This window comes from Mycobacterium sp. NGS67 (genome assembly GCF_059812185.1).
On the sequence record NZ_JCALCF010000013.1, the window covers coordinates 1 to 24710 of the forward strand.

Genomic DNA, 24710 nt, shown 5'->3' on the forward strand with positions numbered 1-24710 from the left:
TACGGCAGGCGCCAATCGATGGGTTCGGCGTCCATGTCGGCGAGCAGCTTGTTGGCGCGACTGAACGGCCGCGACCCGAAGAACCCACGCGATGCCGACAACGGCGAGGGATGCGGCGATTCGATCGCGACGCAGCTGCCCTCGGCCAGCATCGGTTTCAGCGTCGAGGCGTCTCGGCCCCACAGGATCGCCACCAACGGCTGCTCCCGCCGCACCAGCGCGCGAATCGCGCACTCCGTCACCGCTTCCCACCCCTTGCCGCGATGCGACGCCGGGGTGCTGGGCCGCACCGTGAGAACCCTGTTCAGCAGCAACACCCCGCGTTGCGCCCACGGTGTCAGATCACCGCACGACGGGCGCGGAAACCCCAGGTCGGCGGTGTACTCGTCGAAGATGTTGGACAGACTGCGCGGCAACGGGCGCACGTCGGGAGCCACCGAGAAACTCAGGCCCACCGCATGGCCGGGGGTCGGGTAGGGATCCTGCCCGACGATCAGCACCCGGACATCGGCGAACGGAAACGTGAAGGCGCGCAACACGTTCGGACCTGCGGGCAGATACTGCCGGCCGGCCGCGATCTCGGCACGCAGGAATTGCCCCAGCTGGGCCACCTGATCGGCGACCGGCTGCAGTGCCGCCGCCCAACCCGGTTCGACGAGTTCGCTCAACGGGCGCGCGGTCACTGCAGTCCCTCCACCTTCTTGTTTGATCCTGCGCTCAGGGTGCCGCAACACCGTCAGATGCAGCCCTGCACCGCGGAGTCGAAGTATTCCGGCGACTCATCACCCTAGAACGACTGCCAGCCCGCGTGCCCGTCCCACTCCCTGCCGTCGACCAGCACCCGCGCGGTCCCCTCCAGCACCCACCCGATCGCCCGCCACCCGGCCGGCACCGCGCCGGGGAAGCACGCCACCAGAGCATGGTCTTCACCACCGCCGAGCACCCATGCCCACGGGTCGGCGCCGACGGCCGCCGCGGCATCGGCCACCGCGTCGCGGTCGGGTGCGAGCGCCTCGGTGGACAGCTCGAACCCCGTCCCGGATGCCTCGGCGACGTGCCGTAGATCGGCGATCAAACCGTCGGAGACGTCGATCATCGCCGTCGCACCGGCTGCCGCGGCCAGCGGTCCCTGCCCATACGGCGGTTGCGGCACCAGGTGCCGGCGCCGCAGGTCGTCGAATCGCTCGATTCCGTTGCGCACCAGCTCATATCCGGCGGCCGAGCGTCCCAGGTCACCGGCTGCCGCCAGCACCGAGCCGGCCTTGGCACCAGACCGCAGCACCGGCGCCCGGCCGTCGAGGTCTCCCAGCACCGTCACCGACACCACCCACTGCGGACAGCTGACCAGATCCCCGCCGGCGACGCCGGCACCTACCAGTTCGGCTTCCTCCCACATGCCGTCGACGAGCGCACTCACCTGGTCGGCCGGCGTCGTGCCCGGCGCCCCGAAGCCCACGACGAACGCGGTGGGGCGCGCCCCCATGGCCTCAATGTCGGCCGCGTTCTGGGCGATCGCCTTCCGGCCGATGTGGTAGGGGCTCGACCAGTCCAGCCGAAAGTGCCGGTCCTGCACCAACATGTCGGTCGACACGACGATGCGACCGTCACCAGCCGACACCACCGCCGCGTCGTCGCCGGGTCCGAGGGTGACGGCGGCGGGTTGACGACGGCCGCGGACCAGTCGCTCGATCACGCCGAACTCACCGAACTGCTCCAGGGTCGGGGATTCCTCCGATGCGTGCTCGCCCATGCCCCTCCTGCCGGCGCGTCCCTGGACCTCGGGACGCTCGTCGGACCCACGGTAAGTTGAATCTTGCGCCCGTTGGGGCCAAAAGCGTCAGTGTAGTAGTGCAATACGTTCGGAGGTCGTATGACAACCGGGCCCGATCCGGGCGGGCCGCCCCGTGGCGTGCTGATCGGCGCACTGCTGCTGGCCGTCGCCACAATCGCGGGTATCCTGATCTTCGCGGCCACCCGCCGCACCGCGCAGCAACCGGTCAGCATTCCCTCGGTGCCCGCGCCGCAGGCCTCCAGTTCCGCCTGCCAGTCCCTGAAGACGGCCCTGCCGCCCCGACTCGGGGATTATCAGCGCACCGCGGTCGCCGAGCCGGTGCCCGAGGGGGCCAGCGCCTGGCGATCCGCACCCGACACCGAGCCGGTCATCGTGCGTTGTGGGCTCGAGCGTCCGGACGACTTCGTGGTGGGCGCGCCGATCCAGGTGGTCGACCGGGTGCAGTGGTTCCAGGTCCAGACCGACGTGGCCGGGCCGGGCCAATCCACCTGGTACACGGTGGATCGTGCGGTGTATGTAGCGATGACGCTGCCCGCGGGATCCGGGCCGACCCCCATTCAAGACCTGTCCAGCGTCATCGACCGCACCATCGCCGCACAGCCGATCCAGCCGGGCGAGGCCCGGTAGCGGGCGGCTACCGCAGGCCCACGCCTCGCGCCAAGGCGGTGTCCACCATGGTGGCCAACAAGGTCGGGTAGTCGACGCCGCTGGCCGCCCACATCCGCGGATACATCGAGATCTTGGTGAACCCCGGCATCGTGTTGATCTCGTTGATCACCGGGCCCTCGTCGGTCAGGAAAAAGTCCACCCGAGCCAGACCCTGACAATCGATGGCTGTGAAAGCTCGAACGGCCAACTGCCGCACCGCATCTGCGATGTCGTCGTCGACCTTGGCCGGTACGTCCAATTCGGCTGCATCGTCGAGGTACTTGGTGGCGAAGTCGTAGAAGGAATCCTCGCGCCCGCGCACCCCGGCCACCCGGATCTCGCCCAGCGTGCTGGCTTCGATTGTGCCGTCCGGCTTTTCAAGCACGCCGCATTCCAGCTCGCGCCCGCTGATCGCAGCTTCCACGATGACCTTCGGGTCGTGGCGACGGGCCTGGGCGATGGCGTCTGGCAACTGCTCCCAGCTCGACACCCGGCTGACGCCGATGGACGACCCGCCCCGCGCGGGTTTGACGAACGCGGGCAGGCCCAACCGTTCACGTTCCTCGGGCTCCAGGGTGTCCTGGGACGGGCGCAACACGGCGTAGGCACCCACTGGAAGTCCTTCGGCGGCCAGCAGCTTCTTGGTGAACTCCTTGTCCATTCCGGCCGCACTGGCCAGCACGCCCGCCCCGACGTAAGGCACACCGGCGAGTTCGAGCAACCCCTGGATGGTGCCGTCCTCGCCGTAGGGACCGTGCAGGACCGGGAACACCACGTCGACCTGCGTCAGCACTTTCACCGGATCTCCCGCGTCGCGAGTGGTGCCAGGCAGGGCCACCAGTTGTCCGCCGCGCTGCGGATTGGTCGACAACGCCAGCTCGGCGCCCGAGTCGGCGCTCACCTGCGGAAGTTGGCGGTCGGTGATGGCCAGCGCGTCGGGGTCGCCGTCAGTGAGCACCCACGACCCTTGCGGCGTGATGCCGATCGCGACGACCTCGAACCGGTGCGGGTCGAGGTTGCGCAGAATGCTGCCCGCAGACACGCAGGAGATGGCGTGCTCGTTGCTGCGCCCGCCGAAGACGACGGCAACGCGCACTCGGCTGGCAGTCACAACCTAGAGAGGCTACCGGTCGGGACGCGTGCGGGCCCTATTCGGGCTTTGTGCTGCGGCCCAGCAGTAGCGCGATCGCCTCGTTGACCGACAGACCCTTGTGACAGACCCGGTGCACGGCGTCGGTGAGCGGCATCTCCACGTCGTAGCTGGACGCCAGCGCCAGCACCGACTGGCACGACGTCACGCCCTCCACCACGTGCCCCTCCTTGCTGTGCAGCGCGGAGTAGATCGTGTCGCCGCGGCCCAGGCGCTCACCCAGTGAGCGGTTTCGCGAGTAGGGCGAGGTACAGGTGGCCACCAGATCACCCACCCCGGCCAGACCCGCCAGGGTCGCGCCCTTGGCGCCCAGGGCCAGGCCCAGCCGCATGATCTCGGCCAGACCCCGGGTGATGATCGCCGCGGTGGTGTTCTCGCCCAGCCCGACGCCGACCGCCATCCCGCAAGCCAGCGCGATGACGTTCTTGCACGCCCCGCCTATCTCGGTCCCCACCACGTCGGAGTTGGTGTAGGGACGGAAATAGCCGCTGTTCAAGAAGCGTTGCAGCGCCACCGCACGTCCGGAGTCGCTGCACGCCACCACGGTCGCCGCCGGCTGGCCCTGGGCGATCTCGCTGGCCAGGTTGGGTCCCGAGATCACCGCCACCTGCGAGGCGTCCACTCCGGTGACCGAGACGATCACCTGGCTCATCCGCATCAACGTGTCCAGTTCGATGCCCTTGGCCAGGCTGACCAGCGTCGCGCCGTCGGGCCACAGTCCGTTCCAGTTTTCGAGGTTGGCCCGCATCGTCTGGGCCGGCACACCCAGCAGCACCGTCGTGGCACCGGACAGGGCCTCTTCGGCGTCGGACGTGGCGCGAATTCCCGACGGCAACTGCGTATCCGGGAGATAGTCGGGGTTGGACCGGGTGGTGTTGATCCGGTCGGCGACCTCGGCGCGCCGCGCCCACAACGTCACCTCTCCTCCGGCGTCGGCGAGCACCTTGGCCAATACGGTGCCCCAGGCACCGGCGCCCATCACCGCGACAGTTCCCGTGCCCGCCATCCGCTACCCCTCGTGTGTTGCCTACGCAGGCGACACCCTAAACGACCGGGCGGGCGTCACGCGACGCTCGGGCCCGACTCACCGAAACCGACAGGACTGACGCTGGCAGGATGACCGTATGGGCGGCTCTGGGACTGACGGTGGAGTCGGTTTGATCATCGCCGTCAAACGGTTGGCCGCCGCCAAGACCAGGCTGGCTCCGGTGTTCTCAGCGCCGACCCGCGAAGCGGTGGTGCTCGCCATGCTGGTGGACACCCTGACCGCCGCGGCGCGGGTGAGTGCGTTGCACTCGATTACCGTGATCACCCCCGACGAGGAAGCCGCGGCCGCGGCGAGCGCCCTCGGGGCCGAGGTGCTGACCGACCCGACGCCCTCCGATGATCCTGACCCGCTGAACAGCGCCATCGGCGCCGCCGAACGGGCGATGACCGTCGACATACCCAATCTTGTTGTGTTGCAGGGTGATTTACCTGCCCTGCAGACACCGGAACTCGCCGAGGCGGTCTCGGCCGCCCGCGCCCATCGGCGTAGCTTCGTCGCCGACCGGGTCGGGACGGGGACGGCCGCACTCTGTGCGTTCGGGACACCGCTCGATCCCCGGTTCGGACCGGATTCCGCGGCGCGCCACCGTAATTCGGGCGCCGTCGAGCTGACCGGAGCATGGCCGGGTCTGCGCTGTGATGTCGACACACCCGCCGACCTGGCCGCCGCGCGACAACTGGGCGTGGGGCCGGCGACCGCGCGTGCCATCGCGCATCCTTGATTCCGTCGGCTCCCCGCATATGGCGGGACGGTGAACGCCATGTGGATATAGCCGGACTGCTGGCAGCATCGCCGGGTGATAGGCGATGATCGCAGGGTGACCGACATCGAAGCCAGCCCAGAGACAGCGGCACGCCCGGACGAGAACGTATGGCAGCCAGGCGACACCGCTCCCGGTGCGCTGCCGGCCGCGACAACCGCGGCGATCAGCGATTCGCTGCCCGAGGAGCGCTATCTCAATCGCGAATTGAGCTGGCTGGACTTCAACGCTCGCGTGCTCGCGCTGGCCGCCGACAACTCGATGCCGCTGCTGGAGCGAGCCAAATTCCTGGCGATCTTCGCGTCGAATCTCGACGAGTTCTACATGGTTCGGGTCGCCGGTCTGAAACGGCGCGACGAGATGGGCCTGTCGGTGCGCTCGGCCGACGGTTTGACGCCGCGCGAGCAACTGCGCCGCATCGGTGAGCAGACCCAGCACATCGCCAGCCGGCATGCCCGGGTGTTCCTGGATGTGGTGCTGCCCGCCCTGGAAGAAGAAGGCATCTACATCGTCACGTGGGCCGACCTGGACGAGGCGGAATGCGACCAGTTGTCGACCTATTTCAACGAGCAGGTCTTCCCCGTCCTCACCCCGTTGGCCGTCGACCCCGCCCACCCGTTCCCATTCGTCAGTGGACTGAGCTTGAACCTGGCCGTCACCGTCAAGCAACCCGAAGACGGCACCCGGCATTTCGCCCGAGTCAAGGTGCCCGACAACGTCGATCGCTTCGTCGAACTCGAGCCCAAGCCGGGCGGCGACGGAGACGACCGGGTGGCCGTGCGGTTCTTGCCGATGGAGGAATTGATCGCGGCGTTCCTTCCGGTGCTCTTCCCGGGCATGGAAATCGTGGAACACCACGCGTTCCGGATCACCCGCAATGCCGACTTCGAGGTGGAAGAGGACCGCGACGAAGATCTCCTCCAGGCCCTCGAGCGGGAGTTGGCGCGCCGCCGGTTCGGTTCCCCGGTCCGGCTCGAAGTCGCCGACGACATGACCCAAAGCATGCTCGAACTGTTGCACCGCGAACTCGACGTGCATCCCGGCGACGTCATCGAAGTCCCTGGACTGCTGGATTTGTCGTCGCTGTGGCAGGTCTACGGCGTGGATCGGCCCGACCTCAAGGACCGCGCCTTCGTCCCCGCCACCCACCCGGCGTTCGCCGACCTGGAGACGACCAGGGGCATCTTCGCCACCCTGCGCGAAGGCGATGTGCTGGTGCATCATCCGTACGACTCGTTCTCCACCAGCGTGCAGCGATTCATCGAATCAGCCGCCGCCGACCCGCACGTGCTCGCGATCAAGCAGACGCTGTACCGCACCTCCGGTGATTCGCCGATCGTGCGTGCGCTGATCGACGCCGCCGAGGCCGGAAAGCAAGTCGTGGCAATGGTGGAGATCAAAGCCCGCTTCGACGAACAAGCCAACATCCGTTGGGCGCGAACGCTTGAGCAGGCGGGCGTGCACGTGGTCTACGGGTTCGTCGGGCTCAAGACGCACTGCAAGACCTGCCTGGTGGTGCGCCGCGAGGGTCCGATCATCCGGCGCTACTGCCATGTCGGCACGGGCAACTACAACGGCAAGACGGCACGGCTGTACGAAGACGTAGGTCTGCTCACCGCGGATCCCGACATCGGCGCCGACCTGACCGACCTGTTCAACACCCTGACGGGCTACTCGCGCAAGCTGGCCTATCGCAATTTGTTGGTGGCCCCGCAGGGGATTCGCACCGGCATCATCGAGCGCGTCGAGCGCGAGGTGGCCGCGCACCGCGAAGGTCGTGACGCCCGGATCCGGCTGAAGATGAACGCCCTTGTCGACGAACAGGTCATCGACGCGCTGTACCGCGCGTCGCAGGCAGGGGTACGGGTGGAAGTGGTGGTGCGCGGCATCTGCGCGCTGCGCCCCGGCACCGAAGGCTTCTCCGAGAACATCGTCGTGCGCTCGATTCTCGGCCGCTTCCTGGAACATTCGCGAATCCTGCACTTCAATGCGATCAACGAATTCTGGATCGGCAGCGCCGACATGATGCACCGCAATCTCGACCGTCGGGTCGAGGTCATGGCGCAGGTCAAGGATCCCCGGCTCACCGCGCAACTCGACGAATTGTTCGAGTCCGCATTGGATCCGTCCACCCGTTGTTGGGAACTCAACTCCGACGGTCAGTGGACGGCCTCGCCCCAGGAAGGTCGCAGCGTTCGCGATCACCAGGTCTCACTGATGGAACGACACCGCAGCCCCTGATCCCGCGGACGGTCTGCTACGGAGCCAGTCCACTGCCGCGCCACCTGTTCGAATTGACCTGCAGGAGTTGGAGTGTCGTCCCAGAACTCGTCTGCCCGCCGGGACCGGATCGTGTACGCCGCGGGCGCGGTGTTATGGCGGCCTGCCCACGGCTCGGGCAAGTCGGTCGAGATCGCAGTGATCCACCGGCCCCGCTATGACGATTGGTCGCTGCCCAAAGGCAAGCTGGACCCGGGTGAGACCGCCCCCGTCGCCGCGGTGCGCGAAATCCTGGAAGAAACCGGGCACCGCAGTCATCTGGGCAGGTGCCTCACCACCGTCACCTACCCCGTCGACCAACGTGTCAAAAAGGTGCACTACTGGGCCGCACGCAGCTTGGGCGGGACTTTCACGCCCGGCGACGAGGTCGACGAACTGCTCTGGCTGCCCTTGTCGGCGGCCATGAAGAAGCTCGACTACCCGCCGGATCGAAAGGTCTTGCGGCGGTTCGCCAAACAACCGGCGGACACCAAGACGGTGTTGGTGGTGCGGCACGCCACCGCGGGAAGCAAGGCGCGCTTTCGTGGCGACGACACCAAACGGCCGCTGGACAAGAAGGGACGCGCCCAAGCCGAGGCACTGGTGGCTCAACTGTCGGCGTTCGGCGCTACGCACGTCTATGCGGCCGACCGGGTGCGCTGCCACCAGACGGTGGAACCCCTCGCCGAGGAACTCGGGGTCACCATCCACAACGAGCCGCACCTCAGCGAAGAGGCCTACGCCAAGAACGCCAAACGCGGCCGGCAGCGGGTGTTGCAGATCGCCAAGCGGTCCGGCACGCCGGTGATTTGCACGCAGGGCAAGGTGATTCCGGATCTGATCAGCTGGTGGTGCGAACGCGACGGGGTACGTCCGGACAAGTCACGCAACCACAAGGGCAGTACCTGGGTGCTGTCGCTATCAGGCGGCCGGCTCATCGCAGCCGACCACATCGAAGGCGCGCTGCCCCCTAACATGCGGGCCTGACGCACAAATTCCCTCCGGGGGCATCGCTGCCGCCCGAAGGGAATTCGCGTTAGGAACTACTTGCGGCCGCGCCGCGTCGACGTAGCCTTCTTGGCCGGAGCCTTCTTGGCCGGAGCCTTGCTTGCGGCCTTCTTGGCCGGAGCCTTGGTCGCAGCCTTGCGAGCCGGCGTCTTGGTGGCGGCCTTCTTGGCCGGAGCCTTGCTTGCCGCCTTCTTGGCCGGAGCCTTCGTGGCCGCCTTCTTGGCCGGAGCCTTGCTTGCGGCCTTCTTGGCCGGAGCCTTCGTGGCCGCCTTCTTGGCCGGAGCCTTGCTTGCCGCCTTCTTGGCCGGAGCCTTGCTCGCCGCCTTCTTGGCCGGAGCTCTCTTGGCCGCGGTCTTCTTCGCCGCACCACCGACCACGCCGCGCTTCACCGCGGGGCCGTCAGACGGGAGCTTTTGTGCGCCAGACACAACCGCTTTGAATTGGGCGCCCGGACGGAACGCCGGTACCGAGGTGGGCTTCACCTTCACAGTCTCGCCGGTGCGTGGATTGCGGGCCACGCGAGCCGCGCGGCGACGCTGCTCGAAGACACCGAAGCCGGTGATGGTCACGCTCTCGCCCTTGTGAACCGCACGCACAATCGTGTCGACGACATTCTCCACGGCGGCGGTCGCCTGCCGGCGGTCTGAGCCCAATTTCTGTGTGAGCACATCTATGAGCTCTGCTTTGTTCATCCAACCCTCCGAAGCCAGTGGTCCTCGATTAGGAACCGACTAGAGGACACGGTAAACCCTCAGCTGGCAAATTGCCAAGAGCCACGCGCAATTTCAGGTCGCGCATCTTCGCAAAGGGGCCGAATTTTCGGAATCCGATTGCCGCCCTTGACCGGTGGTGCGAGCGCGAATTTGCCTTGCCTTACCGGCTGACTCGGCAGCAATTCCGCGTCGCGGGGCCGGGTCAGGAGACTGGCAAAGTGCTCGGTTTCCAGGACGGACGAGCCGCCTCGAAATCCTGAATTTCGTCGAGTTTTCGCAGCGTAAGGGCTATATCGTCAAGACCTTCGAGCAGTCGCCACGCGGTGTAATCGTCAATCCTGAACGGCAACACCGTCGTTCCCGCGGTGATAATTCGATCTTCAAGATTGACAGTGACTTCCAGCCCCGGACTCTGCTCGATCAGCTTCCAGAGCAGTTCGACTCCGTCTTGGTCGACTTCGGCCGCCAGTAGACCCGCCTTGCCGGCGTTGCCGCGAAAAATGTCGCCGAAGCGGGAGGAGATAACTACTCGGAATCCGTAGTCCATGAGCGCCCAGACCGCATGTTCGCGAGAGGATCCGGTGCCGAAATCGGGGCCAGCAACCAAGACTGAGCCGCGGTCAAAGGGGCTGAGGTTGAGCACGAATGACGGATCCGAGCGCCAACTCGCGAACAAACCGTCGTCGAATCCAGTTCGGGTGACGCGTTTGAGAAAGACCGCCGGGATGATCTGGTCGGTGTCGACATTCGACCGCCGCAGCGGAACACCGATACCGGTGTGGGTGTGAAAGGCTTCCATGTCTTTTCCTAATTCTCAGCGTGAAATCAATTCAAGTCGGCCGGTGCGGCGAGCGTGCCGCGGACCGCGGTGGCCGCGGCAACGGCGGGAGATACCAAGTGCGTGCGGCCGCCCTTGCCCTGTCGCCCTTCGAAATTGCGATTGGACGTCGCGGCGCAACGTTCGCCCGGCGCAAGCTGATCGGGGTTCATTCCCAAGCACATCGAGCAGCCCGCCTGCCGCCATTCGGCACCGGCGGCGGTGAAGATCTCCCCCAGGCCTTCGGCTTCGGCTTGGGCCCGTACCCGCATCGAGCCGGGAACCACCAGCATGCGCACCCCGGGCGCCACCTTGCGGTCCCGCAACACGTCGGCGACGACCCGCAGGTCTTCGATGCGACCGTTGGTGCAGGACCCGACGAACACCGCGTCGACCGCGATGTCGCGCATGGCCGTTCCGGGCCGAAGGTCCATGTACGCCAACGCTTTCTCCGCTGCCTGGCGCTCGGCGTCGTCGGTCATCAACTCCGGGTCGGGCACGGCCGCGGCCAGCGGCACACCCTGGCCCGGGTTGGTGCCCCAGGTCACGAACGGGCTCAACGAGGCCGCGTCGAGATAGACCTCGGTGTCGAAGACCGCACCCGGGTCGGTGCGCAACTGCTGCCAATAGGCCAGCGCGGCGTCCCAGTCGGCTCCCGTCGGCGCGTGCGGACGGCCGCGCAGGAATTCGTAGGTCGTCTCGTCGGGAGCCACCATGCCCGCCCGGGCACCGGCTTCGATGCTCATGTTGCAGACCGTCATCCGGCCTTCCATGGACAGCGATTCGATGGCGCTGCCGCGGTATTCGATGACATAGCCCTGGCCGCCGCCGGTTCCGATCTTGGCGATCAGCGCCAAAATGATGTCCTTGGCGCTGACCCCCGGGGGCAACTGACCGTCGACGTTGACCGCCATCGTCTTGAACGGCCGCAGCGGCAACGTCTGCGTGGCGAGCACGTGCTCCACCTCAGATGTGCCGATGCCCATGGCAATTGAGCCGAACGCGCCGTGGGTCGACGTGTGACTGTCACCACACACGATCGTCATGCCCGGCTGGGTGAGGCCCAGTTGTGGTCCGACGACGTGCACGATGCCCTGCTCGATATCGCCCATCGGGTATAGGCGGACACCGAATTCGGCGCAGTTGCGCCGCAACGTCTCCACCTGAGTCCGCGACACCAGATCCGCGATCGGCTTGTCGATGTCGACAGTCGGGACGTTGTGATCCTCGGTGGCGATCGTCAGGTCGGTCCGCCGTACCGGACGCCCGGCCAGTCGCAGCCCGTCGAAAGCCTGTGGGCTGGTGACCTCGTGCACCAGATGCAGGTCGATGTAGATCAGGTCCGGCCCGGTGCCTTCACCGGACACGACCACATGGTCGTCCCAGACCTTTTCCGCCAACGTGCGCGGTCGCTCCGCCATTTCAACCTCGATTCACTCGTCCGCGGCTCGCCGATCATTGGGCTGGCGATCTCACAATGCGAGACGCTAGTATCTCTCTGTGAGACAGCATAGCGGTATCGGCGTCCTCGACAAAGCCGTCGGCATCCTGCACCAGATCGCGGAATCCCCGTGTGGGCTGGCCGAACTGTGCGACCGGACGGGTCTGCCCAGGGCGACGACCTACCGACTGGCGGCGGCCCTGGAGGTGCACCGGTTGCTGGCACGCGACGAGGAGGGTCGCTGGCGATTGGGACCCGCGGTGACCGAACTCGCTGCGCGCGTGAACGACCCGCTGCTGGCCGCGAGTGCGGTGGTGCTGGCACAGTTGCGCGAAACCACCGGTGAGAGCGTGCAGTTGTACCGTCGTGAAGGTACGTCGCGGGTCTGTATCGCCGCGCTGGAACCGCCTGCGGGCCTTCGCGATACCGTGCCGATCGGGGCGCGCCTACCGATGACGGCCGGGTCGGGGGCCAAGGTGTTACTGGCGCATAGCGACGGGGCCACCCAGAAGGCCGTGTTGCCGGACGCGAAGTTCAGCGAGCGGGTGCTGGCCGAGGTGCGCAAACGCGGCTGGGCGCAGAGCGTGGCCGAACGCGAGCCCGGTGTGGCCAGCGTGTCGGCACCGGTGCGCGACGGTCGAGGCGTTGTCGTTGCAGCGATTTCGGTCTCCGGCCCCATAGACCGGATGGGCCGACGACCGGGTGAGCGTTGGGCGGCCGACCTGTTGGCCGCGGCCGAGGAGCTGGCGCGGCGTCTGTGAGGGTCGGTGCCGAACTGCATCCCGGGCGGGTAATTCGCGAAAGATCCGCCCTCAGTTCGGTGTCGGCGGCCTCATTGCAGGCTCGCCGCAGGCACCCCGCGACCAAATGACACACTGACGCCATGGGAACCAATCAGCGCGCGAGCATCGTCATGTCCTCCGATGAAATCGCCGACTTCGTCACCAACAGCCGCACCGGCACGCTGGCCACCATCGGTCGCGACGGCCAGCCGCACCTGACGGCGATGTGGTACGGGGTCGTGGACGGTGAGATCTGGCTGGAGACCAAAGCCAAATCGCAGAAGGCGGTCAACCTCAAGCGGGATCCGCGAGTGAGTTTCCTGATCGAGGACGGTGACACCTACGACACGCTGCGCGGGGTCTCCTTCGAGGGCGTGGCCGAGATCGTCGACGATCCCGAGACCTCGCACCGGGTCGGCGTCAGTGTGTGGGAGCGCTACACCGGCCCGTACACCGACGAGATGAAGCCGTTCGTCGAGCAGATGATGAACAAGCGCGTCTGTGTGCGCATCGTCAGCCGTCGCACCCGATCCTGGGATCACCACAAGCTGGGGATGGCCCCGATGCCGCTGGGCGGCTCGACCGCGCCCGCCGCGGACTGACGAGCAGACGCAAAATCCCCCTGTTTCGCACCGAAAAGGGGGATTTTGCGTCTGCTCGGCATTTGTAGCCCCGATGGGATTCGAACCCACGCTACCGCCGTGAGAGGGCGGCGTCCTAGGCCGCTAGACGACGGGGCCAGACACGATCCGGAGTGTCAGCATAGCCGAACCCGGAAAGCCTACCTAATCATTCGATCGGGTGACGCTTTGCTGGGGTACCAGGACTCGAACCTAGAATGGCTGAACCAGAATCAGCTGTGTTGCCAATTACACCATACCCCATTGGCCGCCTAAAACCGCTGCTCAGAGCCCGTTTTCGGGTTGTGCCCGGTCGCGGAACCGCTGAGATCAGTCGTTGAAGACCTTTTGAAAGCCGAAGAGCACACTACCAAAGACTCAGACCGCGATCCCCTCGCGGGCTGAACGCAGTCTGCTCAGGCTGCGGTCCCGCCCCAGCAGTTCCAGCGACTCGAACAACGGCGGGCTGATGGTGGTGCCGGTGGCGGCGACTCGGATCGGACCGAACGCCTTACGTGGTTTGAGCGCCAGGGCTTCGATCAGCGCACCCTTCAGCGCCTGCTCGATGTGCTCAGTGGTCCACTCGGTCACCGTGTCCAGCGCCGAGATCGCCGCATCGAGTACCGGACCCGCGTCCGTGCCCAGTTCCTTGGCGGCCGCCTTCGGGTCGAGGCTGTACTCGTCGTCGTTGAGGAACCTCAGCAGGGCCCACGCGTCACCGAGCACCACAATGCGAGTCTGGATCAGCTCGGCCGCGGTGGTGAAGTCAGCCTCGTCCAGTTCGAGCCGCTGACCGTGGGCGGCCAGATAATCGCGCAACCGGCCGGTGAAATCCTCGAGGGTGAGCCTCCGGATGTGTTCGGCGTTGAGTGCGTCGGCCTTCTTCTGGTCGAACCGGGCCGGGTTGGAGTTCACGTTCACCACGTCGAAAGCCGCAACCATCTCGTCGAGACTGAACAGGTCGTGGTCGTCGGCGATCGACCAACCCAGTAGCGCAAGATAATTCAGCAATCCTTCGGGGATGAAACCCCGGTCACGGTGGGCGAAGAGATTGGACTGCGGATCGCGCTTGGACAGTTTCTTGGTGCCCTCCCCCAATACCGTTGGCAAGTGGGCGAATTCCGGAATACGCTGGGCCACCCCGATTCGGATGAGCGCTCGGTACAGGGCGAGCTGGCGCGGCGTCGACGGCAACAGGTCCTCGCCGCGCAGCACGTGGGTGATCTCCATCAGCGCGTCGTCACAGGGATTGACCAAGGTGTACAACGGATCTCCGCTGGCTCGGGTCAGCGCGAAGTCCGGCACCGAGCCCGCCGCGAACGTGGTAGGTCCACGCACCAGATCGTCCCAACTCAGATCCTCGTCAGGCATCCGCAACCGCACCACCGGCTTTCGGCCCTCGGCCAGGTACGCAGCACGCTGTGAATCGGTCAGTTGCCGATCGAAGTTGTCGTATCCCAGTTTCGGATTGCGGCCGGCAGCGACGTGGCGTGCCTCGACCTCGTCGGGCGTCGAGAACGCGTAGTAGGCCTCGCCCGCTTTGAGCAGCCGGCCCACCACGTCCCGGTAGAGGTCACCGCGCTGAGACTGTCGATACGGTGCGTGCGGCCCCCCGACGTCGGGACCTTCGTCCCAGTCCAGGCCGAGCCAGCGCAACGCGTCGAGCAACGCCGAATAGCTTTCCTCGCTGTCCCGCTCGGCGTCGGTGTCCTCGATGCGGAACACGAAGGTGCCACCGGTGTGCCTGGCGTAGGCCCAGTTGAACAACGCGGTGCGCACCATCCCGACGTGCGGTGTGCCGGTGGGCGACGGGCAGAACCGAACTCGTACTGTCACGACTTTCCTTTGTGCACAAGCGGATTCGATTTTCGCAAAACGGGATTCGTGAGGGTGCCGATCCCCTCGACGGTGATCGAGACGGTGTCGCCGTCCTCGATCGGGCCGACCCCGGCGGGTGTGCCGGTGAGAATGAGATCGCCTGGCAGCAAAGTCATTACCGCCGAGATCCACTCGATGACGGCGCCGACGTCGTGGATCATCAACGAGGTACGCGCGTGCTGCTTGACCTCGCCGTTGACCTCGGTGCGCAGCTCCAGATCGGCCGGATCGACGTCGGTGACGATCCACGGTCCGATTGGGCAGAAGGTGTCGTGGCCCTTGGCCCGGGTCCACTGGCCGTCGGACTTCTGCTGATCGCGCGCCGACACATCATTACCGATGGTGTAGCCGAGGATGTTGTCTGCGGCCTGCGCCGCCGACACGTCCTTGCAAGCCCGGCCGATCACCACGGCCAACTCGCCTTCGTAGTGCACGGGTGATGCGTTGGCGGGCAATCGGATCGGGACGTTCGGTCCGACGATCGCGGTGTTGGGTTTCATGAAGATCACCGGATCCGCCGGTGCCTGGCCGCCCATCTCGGCGATGTGGTCGGCGTAATTCTTCCCGACGCAGACGACCTTGCTGGCAAGTATCGGCGCCAACAGTCGGACGTCGGCAAGCGGCCAGGAGCGGCCGGTGAAACTCGGCGTCCCGAATGGATGTTCGGCGATCTCGCGGGCCGTCATACCGCCCGGATCGTCCAATGGGCCTTCGACGCTGACGAAAGCCACTCCGTCGGGGCTGGCGATTCGACCAAGGCGCATTCGGAAAAGCCTAGCGAGGGTCGCGAGCGCGGCGTAGCCGGGCGCTGCGGGCCCTCGCCATCAGACCCCGCGAGGGTCGCGAGCGCGGCGTAGCCGGGCGCTGCGGGCCCTCGCCATCAGGCCCCGCGAGGGTCGCGAGCGCGGCGTAGCCGGGCGCTGCGGGCCCTCGCCATCAGGGCCCGCGAGGGTCGCGAGCGCGGCGTAGCCGGGCGCGCCTCGATGACATCGAAGAGGAAACGGCCGGTGCCCACCTCGATAACTCCTTTGCTCAGCACCTCCTTTCCACCTGACATGTGTGCAAGCATGGCTTGATGTCCTCGGACGCGATCAGCGCCGTCACGCGCTGGTCGATGGTCGCCGTCGCGCTGGTGGTGACTGCCAGCGCGTTCAGCTTCATCAACGCCGTCCCATTCCTGATCCCTGCGCTGGAAGCCGCGCGCGGGACACCGCTGTCCGAAACCGGTTTGTTAGCGGTGATGCCGAGCCTGGGCATGGTGGTGACGTTGATCGCCTGGGGCTACGTGGCCGACCTGATCGGCGAGCGCATCGTCCTGACCCTGGGTGCGATGGTGACGGCGGCGGCGGCCTACGCCGCGTCGACGGTCGATTCCCTGCTAACCCTGGGAATCCTGCTGTTCATCGGCGGCATGGGCGCGGCCAGCGCCAACCCCGCCTGCGGCCGGCTGGTTGCCGGTTGGTTTCCCCCGCAGCAACGCGGTCTGGCAATGGGAGTTCGCCAGACCGCACAACCGCTCGGAATAGCGATGGGAGCCTTCGTTATCCCGGGGCTCGCGCAAGATGGCCCGCCCGCAACGGGACTGCTGTTTCCGGCTTTGGCGTGCGCGGTCTCGGCGGTGGTCGCCGCCGTCTTCGCCCACGACCCGCCACGCAAACCGCGCCCGCAAGCCGTCCCGGCAGAGTTGACCAGCCCCTACCGCGATTCCACCGTTTTGTGGCGGATCCATGCACTCTCGGCACTGATGGTGATGCCGCAGTCGATGACCGTGACCTTCATGCTGGTCTGGCTACACAAGGATCATGGCTGGTCCGTGGAAGCGGCCGGGACGCTCGTCACCGTCACCGCACTGCTCGGCGCGATCAGCCGCATCGCAGCGGGTCGCTGGTCGGACGTCATCGGGTCCCGGATGCGCCCGATCCGAGCGATCGCGCTGTGCACCAGCGCGACCATGCTGCTGCTGGCGCTCACCAACGATCTCTACCCGGCGCTGGCCGTAGCGCTGATGGTGACGGTGTCGGTCGTCACGGTGATGGACAACGGCCTCGAGGCCACCGCCATCACCGAATTCGCCGGTCAGTTCTGGAGCGGACGCGCTCTGGGCGTGCAGAACACCACTCAGCGCCTGATGACGTTGGCCGGACCGCCGATGTTCGGCGCGGTCATCGGCGCGTTCGGCTACCCGGTGGCGTTCGCGTTGTGTGGACTTTTCCCGTTGGCGGCCGTACCGGTCGTCCCGACGGGGTTGCTGGTGCCCGGAATGGAGGAGCGGCCACCGCAAAGACCTCGCGACGAGGTTGCCCGGTTGCTCGAGTAGCGGGTCGCCGACGGCCGCTGTGCGAGCATTAGCGGATGTCCGAAGAGCCGGCGGGCCCCATCGCGCGTTGGTCGATCGTCGTCGTCTCGCTGTTCGTGACTGCCAGCTCGTTCCTGTTCATCAATGGCGTCGCCTTCCTGATACCCAGGTTGCAAACCGCGCGCGCGATACCGCTGAACCAGGCGGGTTTGCTGGCGTCCATGCCGAGTTGGGGCATGGTGCTCACACTGATCGCGTGGGGATACGTGCTGGACCGCGTCGGCGAGCGCATCGTGCTGACGGCAGGCACGGCCCTCACCGCGGTGGCGGCCTACGCTGCTGCTTCGGCGGATTCGCTGTTCCTGATGGGAGTTTTCCTTTTTCTGGGCGGCATGGCGGCGGCCAGCTGCAACACCGCCGGCGGCCGGTTGGTGTCCGGGTGGTTTCCGCCCGAGCAGCGCGGGTTGGCGATGGGAATCCGCCAGACCGCCCAACCGCTGGGAATTGCCGTGGGCGCGTTGGTCATTCCAGAGCTGGCCGAGCGCGGCGCCCAGGTTGGGCTGATGTTCCCGGCCGCCGCGTGTGCAGTTTCCGCGCTCGCCAGCCTGCTGGGCGTCAAGGACCCGCCCCGCAAGCCCCGCGCGACGGCCACCGACGAAGAATTGGCCAACCCATATCGCGGTTCGCCGATGTTATGGCGGACACATGCGGTGTCGGGATTGCTGATGATGCCGCAGACGGTCACCGTCACCTTCATGCTGGTCTGGTTGATCAACCATCACGGCTGGTCGATCGCCGCCGCCGGTGGCCTGGTCACCATTTCCCAGCTGATCGGCGCCGCGGGCCGCATTCTGGTCGGGCGTTGGTCGGATCGCATCGGATCCCGGATGCGACCGGTTCGGATCATCGCGGGGGCGGCCGCCTTGACGATGTTTCTGCTGGCCTTCGCCGACCACCTCGATTCCCGGCTCGACGTGCTGCTCATGATCGCCATCTCGGTGATCGCGGTGCTCGACAACGGACTCGAGGCCACCGCCATCACCGAGTTCGCCGGACCCTACTGGAGCGGGCGTGCGCTGGGCATTCAGAACACCACGCAGCGATTGATGGCCGCGGCCGGGCCGCCCATGTTCGGTGCGCTGATCAGCGCGGCCGCGTATCCGCTGGCGTGGGCGCTGTGCGGGCTGTTCCCGCTGGTTGCGACACCGTTGGTGCCTACCCGCGTGCTGCCGCCCGGTCTGGAATCTAGAGCGCGGCTGCAATCCGTTCGCCGGCATCGCCGGTGGCAGGCCGTTCGTCCCCGCGAGTCGCCAGGTAAGTCGCGACCGCCCGATCCACTCGCGCCGCCGCCTCGTCCTCGCCAAGATGGGCCAGCAGCAACGCCACCGACATGATCGCCGCCGTCGGATCGGCGATGCCCTTGCCGGCGATGTCGGGCGCGCTGCCGTGCACCGGTTCGAACATGGACGGATTGGTCCGCGTCGCGTCGATGTTTCCGCTGGCCGCCAAACCGATACCACCGCAGACCGCGGCGGCCAGGTCGGTGATGATGTCGCCGAACAGGTTGTCGGTGACGATCACGTCGAACCGGCCCGGGTCGGTGGCCAGGAAGATGGTGGCCGCGTCGACGTGCTGGTAGGCCACCTCGACGTCGGGGTACTGCTCACCGATCTCCTGCACGGTCCGCAACCACAGGCCGCCGGCGAACGTCAGCACGTTGGTCTTGTGCACCAGGGTCAAGTGCTTGCGACGCTTGCGGGCCCGTTCGAACGCGTCGGTCACCACCCGTCGCACCCCGAAGGCGGTGTTGACGCTCACTTCGGTCGCCACCTCGCGGGGGGTGCCGACGCGGATCGCGCCGCCGTTGCCGGTGTAGGGGCCTTCGGTTCCCTCGCGAACCACGACGAAGTCGATCTCGGGATTCCCGGCCAACGGACTGTGCACACCGGGATACAGCCGGGCCGGGCGCAGGTTGACGTGGTGGTCGAGTTCGAAGCGCATCCGCAGCAGCAGGCCGCGTTCCAGGACGCCGCTGGGCACCGACGGGTCGCCGATGGCTCCCAGCAGGATGGCGTCGTGCTCGCGTAGCTCGGGCACCACCGACTCCGGCAGCACTTCCCCGGTGGCGTGAAACCTGCGGGCGCCCAGGTCGTACTCGGTCTTCTCCACGCCGGGCAGGACGATGTCGAGGACCTTGACTGCCTCGGCGACGACCTCAGGCCCGATCCCGTCGCCGGCGATCACCGCTAACTTCAATTGCGCCGCTCCTCCTCATCACTGCGTTCTGCATCGTCGCCGGCGCGTTTCATGACAGGTCGACCACTTCGAGCTTGTTGGCGCCGACCGCCTCGGTGATCTCCGAGCGCACGCCGTCGGGGACGTCCTGGTCCAGCCGCAACAGGATGGTCGCGCTGTCGCCCTCGGTGTCCTCGGACAGCTGCGCGGCCTGGATGTTGACCCCGGCCGCACCGAGCAGCGTGCCGATCTTGCCGAGCGCGCCCGGCTGGTCGGCGTAGTTGATCACCAGGTTGATGCCCTGGGCGCGCAGGTCGTAGTTGCGGCCGTTGATCTGGACGACCTTCTCGACCAACTGCGGTCCGGACAGCGTGCCGGCGACATTGACCACCGACCCGTCGGCGGCGACGGCTCGCACGTCCACCATGCTGCGATGGTTCGGGCTCTCGGTGGCCTTGCTGATCTCGGCCGTCACACCCCGGTCCGCGGCCAGGGCCGGCGCATTGACGAACGTCACCGTCTCTTCGATGACAGCCGAGAAGAGCCCGCGCAGCGCGGAGAGCTTGAGCACCTCGACCTCTTCGGCGGCGAGCTCACCGCGCACCTGCACCTGCACGGTTACCGGCAACTCGTCGGACAGCGCGGCCGCCAGCACGCCGAGCTTGCGGGCCAGATCCAGCCACGGAGCCACCTCCTCGCTGACGACGCCGCCGCCGACGTTCACCGCGTCGGGAACGAACTCCCCGGCCAGCGCCAGCCGCACGCTCTCGGCGACGTCGGTGCCGGCGCGGTCCTGGGCCTCGGCGGTCGAAGCACCCAGGTGCGGGGTGACGACCACCTGCGGCAGCTCGAACAGCGGGCTGTCGGTGCAGGGCTCGGTGGAGAACACGTCCAGACCGGCGGCGCGCACGTGGCCGCTGGTGATCGCCTCGGCCAGCGCGGCCTCGTCGATCAATCCCCCGCGCGCGGCGTTGACGATGATGACGCCCGGCTTGGTCTTGGCCAGCGCTTCCTTGCCGATTAGACCCTTGGTCTCGGGTGTCTTGGGCAGGTGCACCGAGATGAAGTCGGCGCGGGCCAGCAGGTCGTCCAGCGAGAGCAGTTCGATGCCCAACTGGGCGGCGCGGGCCGACGACACGTAGGGGTCGTAGGCGACGATGTGGGCGCCGAACGCGGCGATCCGCTGCGCGACCAGCTGCCCGATCCGGCCGAGCCCGACGACGCCTACTGTCTTGCCGAAGATCTCGACGCCGGAGAACTTCGACCGCTTCCAGGTGTGCTCGCGCAGCGTGGCGTCGGCGGCCGCAATCTGGCGAGATGCGGCCAGTAGCAATGCGATTGCGTGTTCGGCGGCGCTGTGGATGTTCGACGTGGGGGCGTTGACCACCAGCACGCCGCGCGCGGTGGCGGCGTCGACGTCGACGTTGTCCAGGCCGACGCCGGCACGGGCGACGATCTTCAGCTTGGGCGCCGCGGCGAGTACCTCGGCGTCGACGGTGGTGGCCGACCGGACCAGCAGCGCGTCGGCCTCGGGTACCGCGGCCAGCAATTTCTCCCGGTCCGGGCCGTCGACCCAGCGCACCTCGACCTGGTCTCCCAGGGCAGCGACGGTCGATTCGGCCAGTTTGTCGGCGATCAGTACAACAGGCAAGTTCACGCGGACAGCCTAGCGGCGACCGTCAGCGCGACGGAGTCGGGCGCAACGGGTCGCCGCCATCGCGGCCAGCGGCGACCGTCAGCGCGACGGAGTCGGGCGCAACGGGTCGCCGCCATCGCGGCCAGCGGCGACCGTCAGCGCGACGGAGTCGGGCGCAACGGGTCGCCGCCATCGCGGCCAGCGGCGACCTTGCGGCGGCCAGACATCGCTGCGGCAGATTCCCAGAACGACGACCGGCGCTGCTGAGTACGATCCGGCCGTGTCCTCCCCCACCCGCCCGGCGATCTGCGTCAACATGATCGTCCGCAACGAGGCCGCGATCATCGAGGAGACCCTGGACAACATCGCGCCCTATATCAGCTCCTGGGTGATCGTGGACACCGGCTCCGAGGACGGGACCCAGGAACTCATTCGCGATCACATGGCCCGGCTCGGCATTCCCGGGGAGTTGCACGAGCGACCGTGGCGCAACTTCGGACACAACAGGTCCGAGGCGCTGACCCTGGCCCAGGGCCGCGGAGACTACATCTGGGTCCTCGACGCTGACGACAAAGTCACGGGCACTATCGATTTCGGCCAGCTGGGCTATGACCTCTACCAGCTCCGGTACGGCCAAAGCGAAAGCTCCGAGGTGTACTGGCGCCCGAACCTGTTCCGCGACGGGTTACCGGTCCGCTACGAAGGCGTGGTCCATGAGTACGTGATGGTGGACTCCGATTTCAGCCACGACCGGCTCGACGGCGACTACTACATCGATTCTCGCCGCCTCGGAGCGCGCAACCGCGACCCGCAACAGAAGTACGAGAGCGACCGCGACCTGCTGCTCGCCGAGGTCGAACGCAATCCCGACGACGCCCGGTCGGTGTTCTATCTTGCGCAAAGCTATTTCGATCTGGGCGATTTCGAGAATGCCCGCAGGTGGTATCTGAGGCGCGTCGACATGGGAGGGTGGGCCGAAGAGGTCTACCAATCGATGTACCGGGTCGCGGAGTCGATGTGGTCGATGGGTGCGTCCTGGCCGGAGGTGCAAGACGCCTACCTGCGGGCCTGGGAGTTCCGGCCGACCCGCGCGGAACCGTTGTACGCCATCGCATTTCGGTACCGACTCGACGAGCGTTACCGGCTCGGCTATCTGTTCGCCAAGCATGCCGCCGAGATCGCGTTTCCCGCCGAGGACACGTTGTCTGTCAGCGCAGACACCTACAACTGGGGTGCGCTCGACGAGGCAGCCGTCTGCGCATCGTGGATCGGCGAGCACGCTGAGGCGGTCGCACTTTGGCGGCGAATCCTGGCCCGCCCCGGCGTCCCCGAAGAAGATCGGCAACGCATCGCCGCCAACTGCGACAACAGTGCCGCGCGGATGATCGACGGCGCCGCCGCGTACCCCGGTGAGCTGGCGCGGCAGCTGACGGGTGGTCGCCGCCACGCCGAGGTGACGCTCAGCCTGATCGCCGGGCCGGATCGCGCCGGCACCGAGGTGACGCTGAACTCACTGCTGAACTGCTGCACCGACGTCTGGCGAGTCGGGCTATTTCTGGTGGTCGATGCCGGGCTGTCTGCGGCCGACCGCGCGGTACTGCTCGAGCGGTATCCGTTTCTGGAGTTCTGCCCGATCGCTGTCGCCGCGTCCCCGGCGTCGCTGTTGGCACAGGTCCGGGACCAGATCTACGGACGGTTCTGGCTGCATCTGGACCAGGGTTGGCGGTTCTATGCCGCCGACAGCCTGATCACCCGCCTGACCAGCGTGTTGGAGGCCGCGGACCACGTGTTCCAGGTAGCGGTCAACTTCACCGACGCGGACCAGCTCATCGGCGCCAGCGCGACGGACGAAATGGTGTCTCAGGCGCCCGGTGCCGGACGCTACGTGCTGGGTAAGCAGGTGGCGCAGGGCCCGGCGATGTTCGACACCGCACGACTGGACCGCCTCGGCGGTATCCGTGCCGATGACCCCGATGCGCTCGCCGAGCTGGGCCGACGAGCCGCAGCCGCCGGGTTGGCGACCGCGAGTCTCGACCAGGTGTTGTGCATCACCTCGGCCTGACCGGTAGGCCCGGTTTGCGCCGAGGATGTCGTCGGCTGTAATTCACAGATGGATGTCACCGTCGTCGGCAGCGGACCCAACGGATTGGCCGCGGCCGTTATTCTCGCCCGCGCCGGACTGAAAGTGCAGGTCATCGAGGCCCAGCCGACCTTCGGCGGCGGCGCCCGCAGTGCCGTCGACATCGACTATCCGGGGATCCTGCACGACGTGTGCTCGGCGGTACACCCGCTGGCACTGGCCTCGCCGTTCTTCGCTGAGTTCGATCTGCCCGGCCGGGGCGTCAACCTTGCCGTGCCGGAGATCTCCTACGCCAACCCGCTACCCGGGCGGCCCGCGGCAATCGCCTACCGGGATCTGGAGCGCACCTGCGCGGAGTTGGACGACGGCGCGTCCTGGCGGCGTCTGCTGGGACCGGTCGCGGCAGACAGCGATGCGGTGGTGGCATTCCTGCTGGGCGACAAGCGCTCGGTTCCGCGCGCGTTGCTCACCGTCGCGCGGTTGGGGTTGCGCATGCTGGCTCAGGGCACCCCGGCGTGGGGGACGCTGGCCGGCGAGGATGCGCGCGCGTTGTTCACCGGCGTTGCCGCGCACGCGATTACGCCGCTGCCATCATTGGCGTCGAGCGGCGCCGGGATGATGTTGGCGACGCTGGCCCATGCGGTCGGGTGGCCGTTACCGGTGGGCGGCAGTCAGGTCATTCCGGACGCCCTGATCGAGGATTTGCGGGCCCACGGTGGCGAATTGACGGCCGGCGTCGAAGTCACCGAGCCGCCAGAGGGTGTCGCGATCTATGACACGGCACCGACCGCGCTGCTGCGCATCTACGGTGATGCGATGCCGTCGCACTACGCAAAAGTGTTGCAGCGCTACAAGTTCGGTGCGGGCGCGGCCAAGGTCGACTTCGTGCTCAACGACGACATCCCGTGGTCTGACCCGCGCCTGCAGCAGGCACCGACCCTGCACCTGGGCGGCACCCGAGCGGAAATGGCGAGCGCCGAGGCGGATATCGCGGCCGGTCGGCACGCAGAGTTCCCCATGGTGCTTGCGTCGCTTCCGCACCTGGCCGATACCGGCCGGCTCGATGCCGACGGCCGTCGGCCGTTCTGGACCTACGCGCACGTACCGGCAGGATCGCCCGTCGACCCCACCGAAGCCGTGACCCGGGTGGTCGAGCGCTTCGCGCCGGGGTTCCGCGACATCGTCGTGGCCGCACGCAGCGTTCCCGCCGCGCGAATGTCCGAGCACAACGCCAACTATGTCGGCGGAGACATTTCGGTGGGCGCCAACTCGCTGTTGGGAGCGCTCACCGGCCCCAGTCCGCGGCTAAATCCTTGGAGCACACCGATTCCCAGGGCTTATCTCTGTTCGGCAGCGGCCCCGCCGGGCGCCGGGGTGCACGGCATGGGCGGGTACTACGCGGCGCGCACGGTGTTGCAGCGGGAGTTTGGGATTCGGGAGGTCCCTCCTCTGACGCCGTTGCCCCCGCGAACGTCACGCTAGCGTGACTGCCGACGCCGAGCGTCACGCCAGCGTGACCGCGACACCGCGCGAAATGGTAGGACCTA

General features: G+C 67.1%; 20 protein-coding genes, 2 tRNA genes and 1 pseudogene. 10 read left to right on the plus strand and 13 right to left on the minus strand.

What is annotated here, in order from left to right; all coding sequences use genetic code 11:
* The coding region (locus tag AC5Y4D_RS14175) for a uracil-DNA glycosylase (protein WP_500037469.1) at positions 1-683 on the minus strand (683 nt) is incomplete at its 3' end.
* Positions 684-787: 104 nt separating this feature from the next.
* Positions 788-1750, minus strand: a complete 963-nt coding sequence (locus tag AC5Y4D_RS14180; protein ID WP_500037470.1) for a thiamine-phosphate kinase — start codon at positions 1748-1750, stop codon at positions 788-790.
* A 120-nt stretch (positions 1751-1870) separates the two neighbouring features.
* Here AC5Y4D_RS14180 and AC5Y4D_RS14185 point away from each other — a divergent pair, with 120 nt between their 5' ends.
* The gene (locus AC5Y4D_RS14185) at positions 1871-2419 is read left to right on the plus strand and encodes a DUF3515 domain-containing protein (protein ID WP_500037471.1); all 549 of its coding nucleotides are present in this window, start codon (positions 1871-1873) and stop codon (positions 2417-2419) included.
* Between the two features lie 7 nt (positions 2420-2426).
* On the opposite strand, the gene AC5Y4D_RS14190 is transcribed toward AC5Y4D_RS14185, so the two are convergent.
* Together AC5Y4D_RS14190 and AC5Y4D_RS14195 are read right to left on the minus strand one after the other, a co-directional pair.
* Positions 2427-3551, minus strand: a complete 1125-nt coding sequence (locus AC5Y4D_RS14190) for a D-alanine--D-alanine ligase family protein (RefSeq protein WP_500037472.1) — start codon at positions 3549-3551, stop codon at positions 2427-2429.
* A 37-nt stretch (positions 3552-3588) separates the two neighbouring features.
* The gene (locus AC5Y4D_RS14195; protein ID WP_500037473.1) at positions 3589-4596 is read right to left on the minus strand and encodes an NAD(P)H-dependent glycerol-3-phosphate dehydrogenase; all 1008 of its coding nucleotides are present in this window, start codon (positions 4594-4596) and stop codon (positions 3589-3591) included.
* 118 nt (positions 4597-4714) lie between these two features.
* Here AC5Y4D_RS14195 and cofC point away from each other — a divergent pair, with 118 nt between their 5' ends.
* The 3 genes from cofC to mutT1 all read left to right on the plus strand — a co-directional run bounded on the left by cofC (position 4715) and on the right by mutT1 (position 8644).
* Complete coding sequence (cofC, locus tag AC5Y4D_RS14200; protein ID WP_500037474.1) at positions 4715-5359, plus strand: 2-phospho-L-lactate guanylyltransferase; 645 nt, start codon at positions 4715-4717, stop codon at positions 5357-5359.
* A gap of 75 nt (positions 5360-5434) precedes the next feature.
* Positions 5435-7639 (plus strand): RNA degradosome polyphosphate kinase, encoded by a 2205-nt coding sequence (locus tag AC5Y4D_RS14205; protein ID WP_500037475.1) that lies wholly within the window; start codon positions 5435-5437, stop codon positions 7637-7639.
* A gap of 72 nt (positions 7640-7711) precedes the next feature.
* On the plus strand, positions 7712-8644 hold the full coding sequence (mutT1, locus tag AC5Y4D_RS14210; RefSeq protein ID WP_499942039.1) for an 8-oxo-(d)GTP phosphatase MutT1: 933 nt from the start codon (positions 7712-7714) through the stop codon (positions 8642-8644).
* Positions 8645-8700: 56 nt separating this feature from the next.
* Here mutT1 and AC5Y4D_RS14215 read toward each other — a convergent pair whose 3' ends face one another.
* From AC5Y4D_RS14215 to leuC, 3 genes are all read right to left on the minus strand, one after another.
* On the minus strand, positions 8701-9357 hold the full coding sequence (locus tag AC5Y4D_RS14215; RefSeq protein ID WP_500037476.1) for an HU family DNA-binding protein: 657 nt from the start codon (positions 9355-9357) through the stop codon (positions 8701-8703).
* A gap of 223 nt (positions 9358-9580) precedes the next feature.
* Entirely contained in the window at positions 9581-10177 is a 597-nt protein-coding gene (leuD, locus tag AC5Y4D_RS14220) for a 3-isopropylmalate dehydratase small subunit (protein ID WP_500037477.1), read from the minus strand.
* A 26-nt stretch (positions 10178-10203) separates the two neighbouring features.
* Positions 10204-11616, minus strand: a complete 1413-nt coding sequence (leuC, locus tag AC5Y4D_RS14225) for a 3-isopropylmalate dehydratase large subunit (RefSeq protein WP_500037478.1) — start codon at positions 11614-11616, stop codon at positions 10204-10206.
* 79 nt (positions 11617-11695) lie between these two features.
* On the opposite strand from leuC, the gene AC5Y4D_RS14230 reads away from it, so the two are divergent.
* Both AC5Y4D_RS14230 and AC5Y4D_RS14235 read left to right on the plus strand, forming a co-directional pair.
* The gene (locus tag AC5Y4D_RS14230; protein ID WP_500037479.1) at positions 11696-12397 is read left to right on the plus strand and encodes an IclR family transcriptional regulator; all 702 of its coding nucleotides are present in this window, start codon (positions 11696-11698) and stop codon (positions 12395-12397) included.
* Between the two features lie 122 nt (positions 12398-12519).
* Complete coding sequence (locus AC5Y4D_RS14235) at positions 12520-13020, plus strand: PPOX class F420-dependent oxidoreductase (RefSeq protein ID WP_500037480.1); 501 nt, start codon at positions 12520-12522, stop codon at positions 13018-13020.
* A gap of 65 nt (positions 13021-13085) precedes the next feature.
* On the opposite strand, the gene AC5Y4D_RS14240 is transcribed toward AC5Y4D_RS14235, so the two are convergent.
* The 4 genes from AC5Y4D_RS14240 to AC5Y4D_RS14255 form a co-directional block, all read right to left on the minus strand.
* Positions 13086-13158 (minus strand) — tRNA-Glu (locus tag AC5Y4D_RS14240).
* 72 nt (positions 13159-13230) lie between these two features.
* A tRNA-Gln gene (locus tag AC5Y4D_RS14245) sits at positions 13231-13302 on the minus strand.
* Between the two features lie 114 nt (positions 13303-13416).
* Positions 13417-14874 (minus strand): glutamate--tRNA ligase, encoded by a 1458-nt coding sequence (gene gltX / locus AC5Y4D_RS14250; protein WP_500037481.1) that lies wholly within the window; start codon positions 14872-14874, stop codon positions 13417-13419.
* A complete protein-coding gene (locus AC5Y4D_RS14255) occupies positions 14871-15680 on the minus strand; it encodes a fumarylacetoacetate hydrolase family protein (RefSeq protein ID WP_500037482.1) in 810 nt (269 codons plus the stop codon). Before AC5Y4D_RS14255 ends, gltX begins: the two co-directional genes overlap by 4 nt.
* A 311-nt stretch (positions 15681-15991) precedes the next feature.
* On the opposite strand from AC5Y4D_RS14255, the gene AC5Y4D_RS14260 reads away from it, so the two are divergent.
* Positions 15992-17233, plus strand: a complete 1242-nt coding sequence (locus AC5Y4D_RS14260; RefSeq protein ID WP_500037483.1) for an MFS transporter — start codon at positions 15992-15994, stop codon at positions 17231-17233.
* Positions 17234-17268: 35 nt separating this feature from the next.
* Positions 17269-18324, plus strand: a pseudogene (locus AC5Y4D_RS14265) (MFS transporter); the annotation flags it as partial.
* A 133-nt stretch (positions 18325-18457) separates the two neighbouring features.
* Here AC5Y4D_RS14265 and AC5Y4D_RS14270 read toward each other — a convergent pair.
* Together AC5Y4D_RS14270 and serA are read right to left on the minus strand one after the other, a co-directional pair.
* Positions 18458-19468, minus strand: a complete 1011-nt coding sequence (locus AC5Y4D_RS14270) for a 3-isopropylmalate dehydrogenase (RefSeq protein WP_500037484.1) — start codon at positions 19466-19468, stop codon at positions 18458-18460.
* Between the two features lie 49 nt (positions 19469-19517).
* The gene (gene serA, locus AC5Y4D_RS14275; RefSeq protein WP_500037485.1) at positions 19518-21104 is read right to left on the minus strand and encodes a phosphoglycerate dehydrogenase; all 1587 of its coding nucleotides are present in this window, start codon (positions 21102-21104) and stop codon (positions 19518-19520) included.
* A gap of 259 nt (positions 21105-21363) precedes the next feature.
* On the opposite strand from serA, the gene AC5Y4D_RS14280 reads away from it, so the two are divergent.
* Positions 21364-23145 carry a tetratricopeptide repeat-containing glycosyltransferase gene (locus tag AC5Y4D_RS14280; protein WP_500037486.1) on the plus strand — a complete coding sequence of 594 codons (1782 nt, stop codon included), beginning with the start codon at positions 21364-21366 and terminating at the stop codon, positions 23143-23145.
* Between the two features lie 48 nt (positions 23146-23193).
* Entirely contained in the window at positions 23194-24645 is a 1452-nt protein-coding gene (locus tag AC5Y4D_RS14285; RefSeq protein ID WP_500037487.1) for a phytoene desaturase family protein, read from the plus strand.
* The last annotated feature ends 65 nt before the right edge of the window (positions 24646-24710 follow it).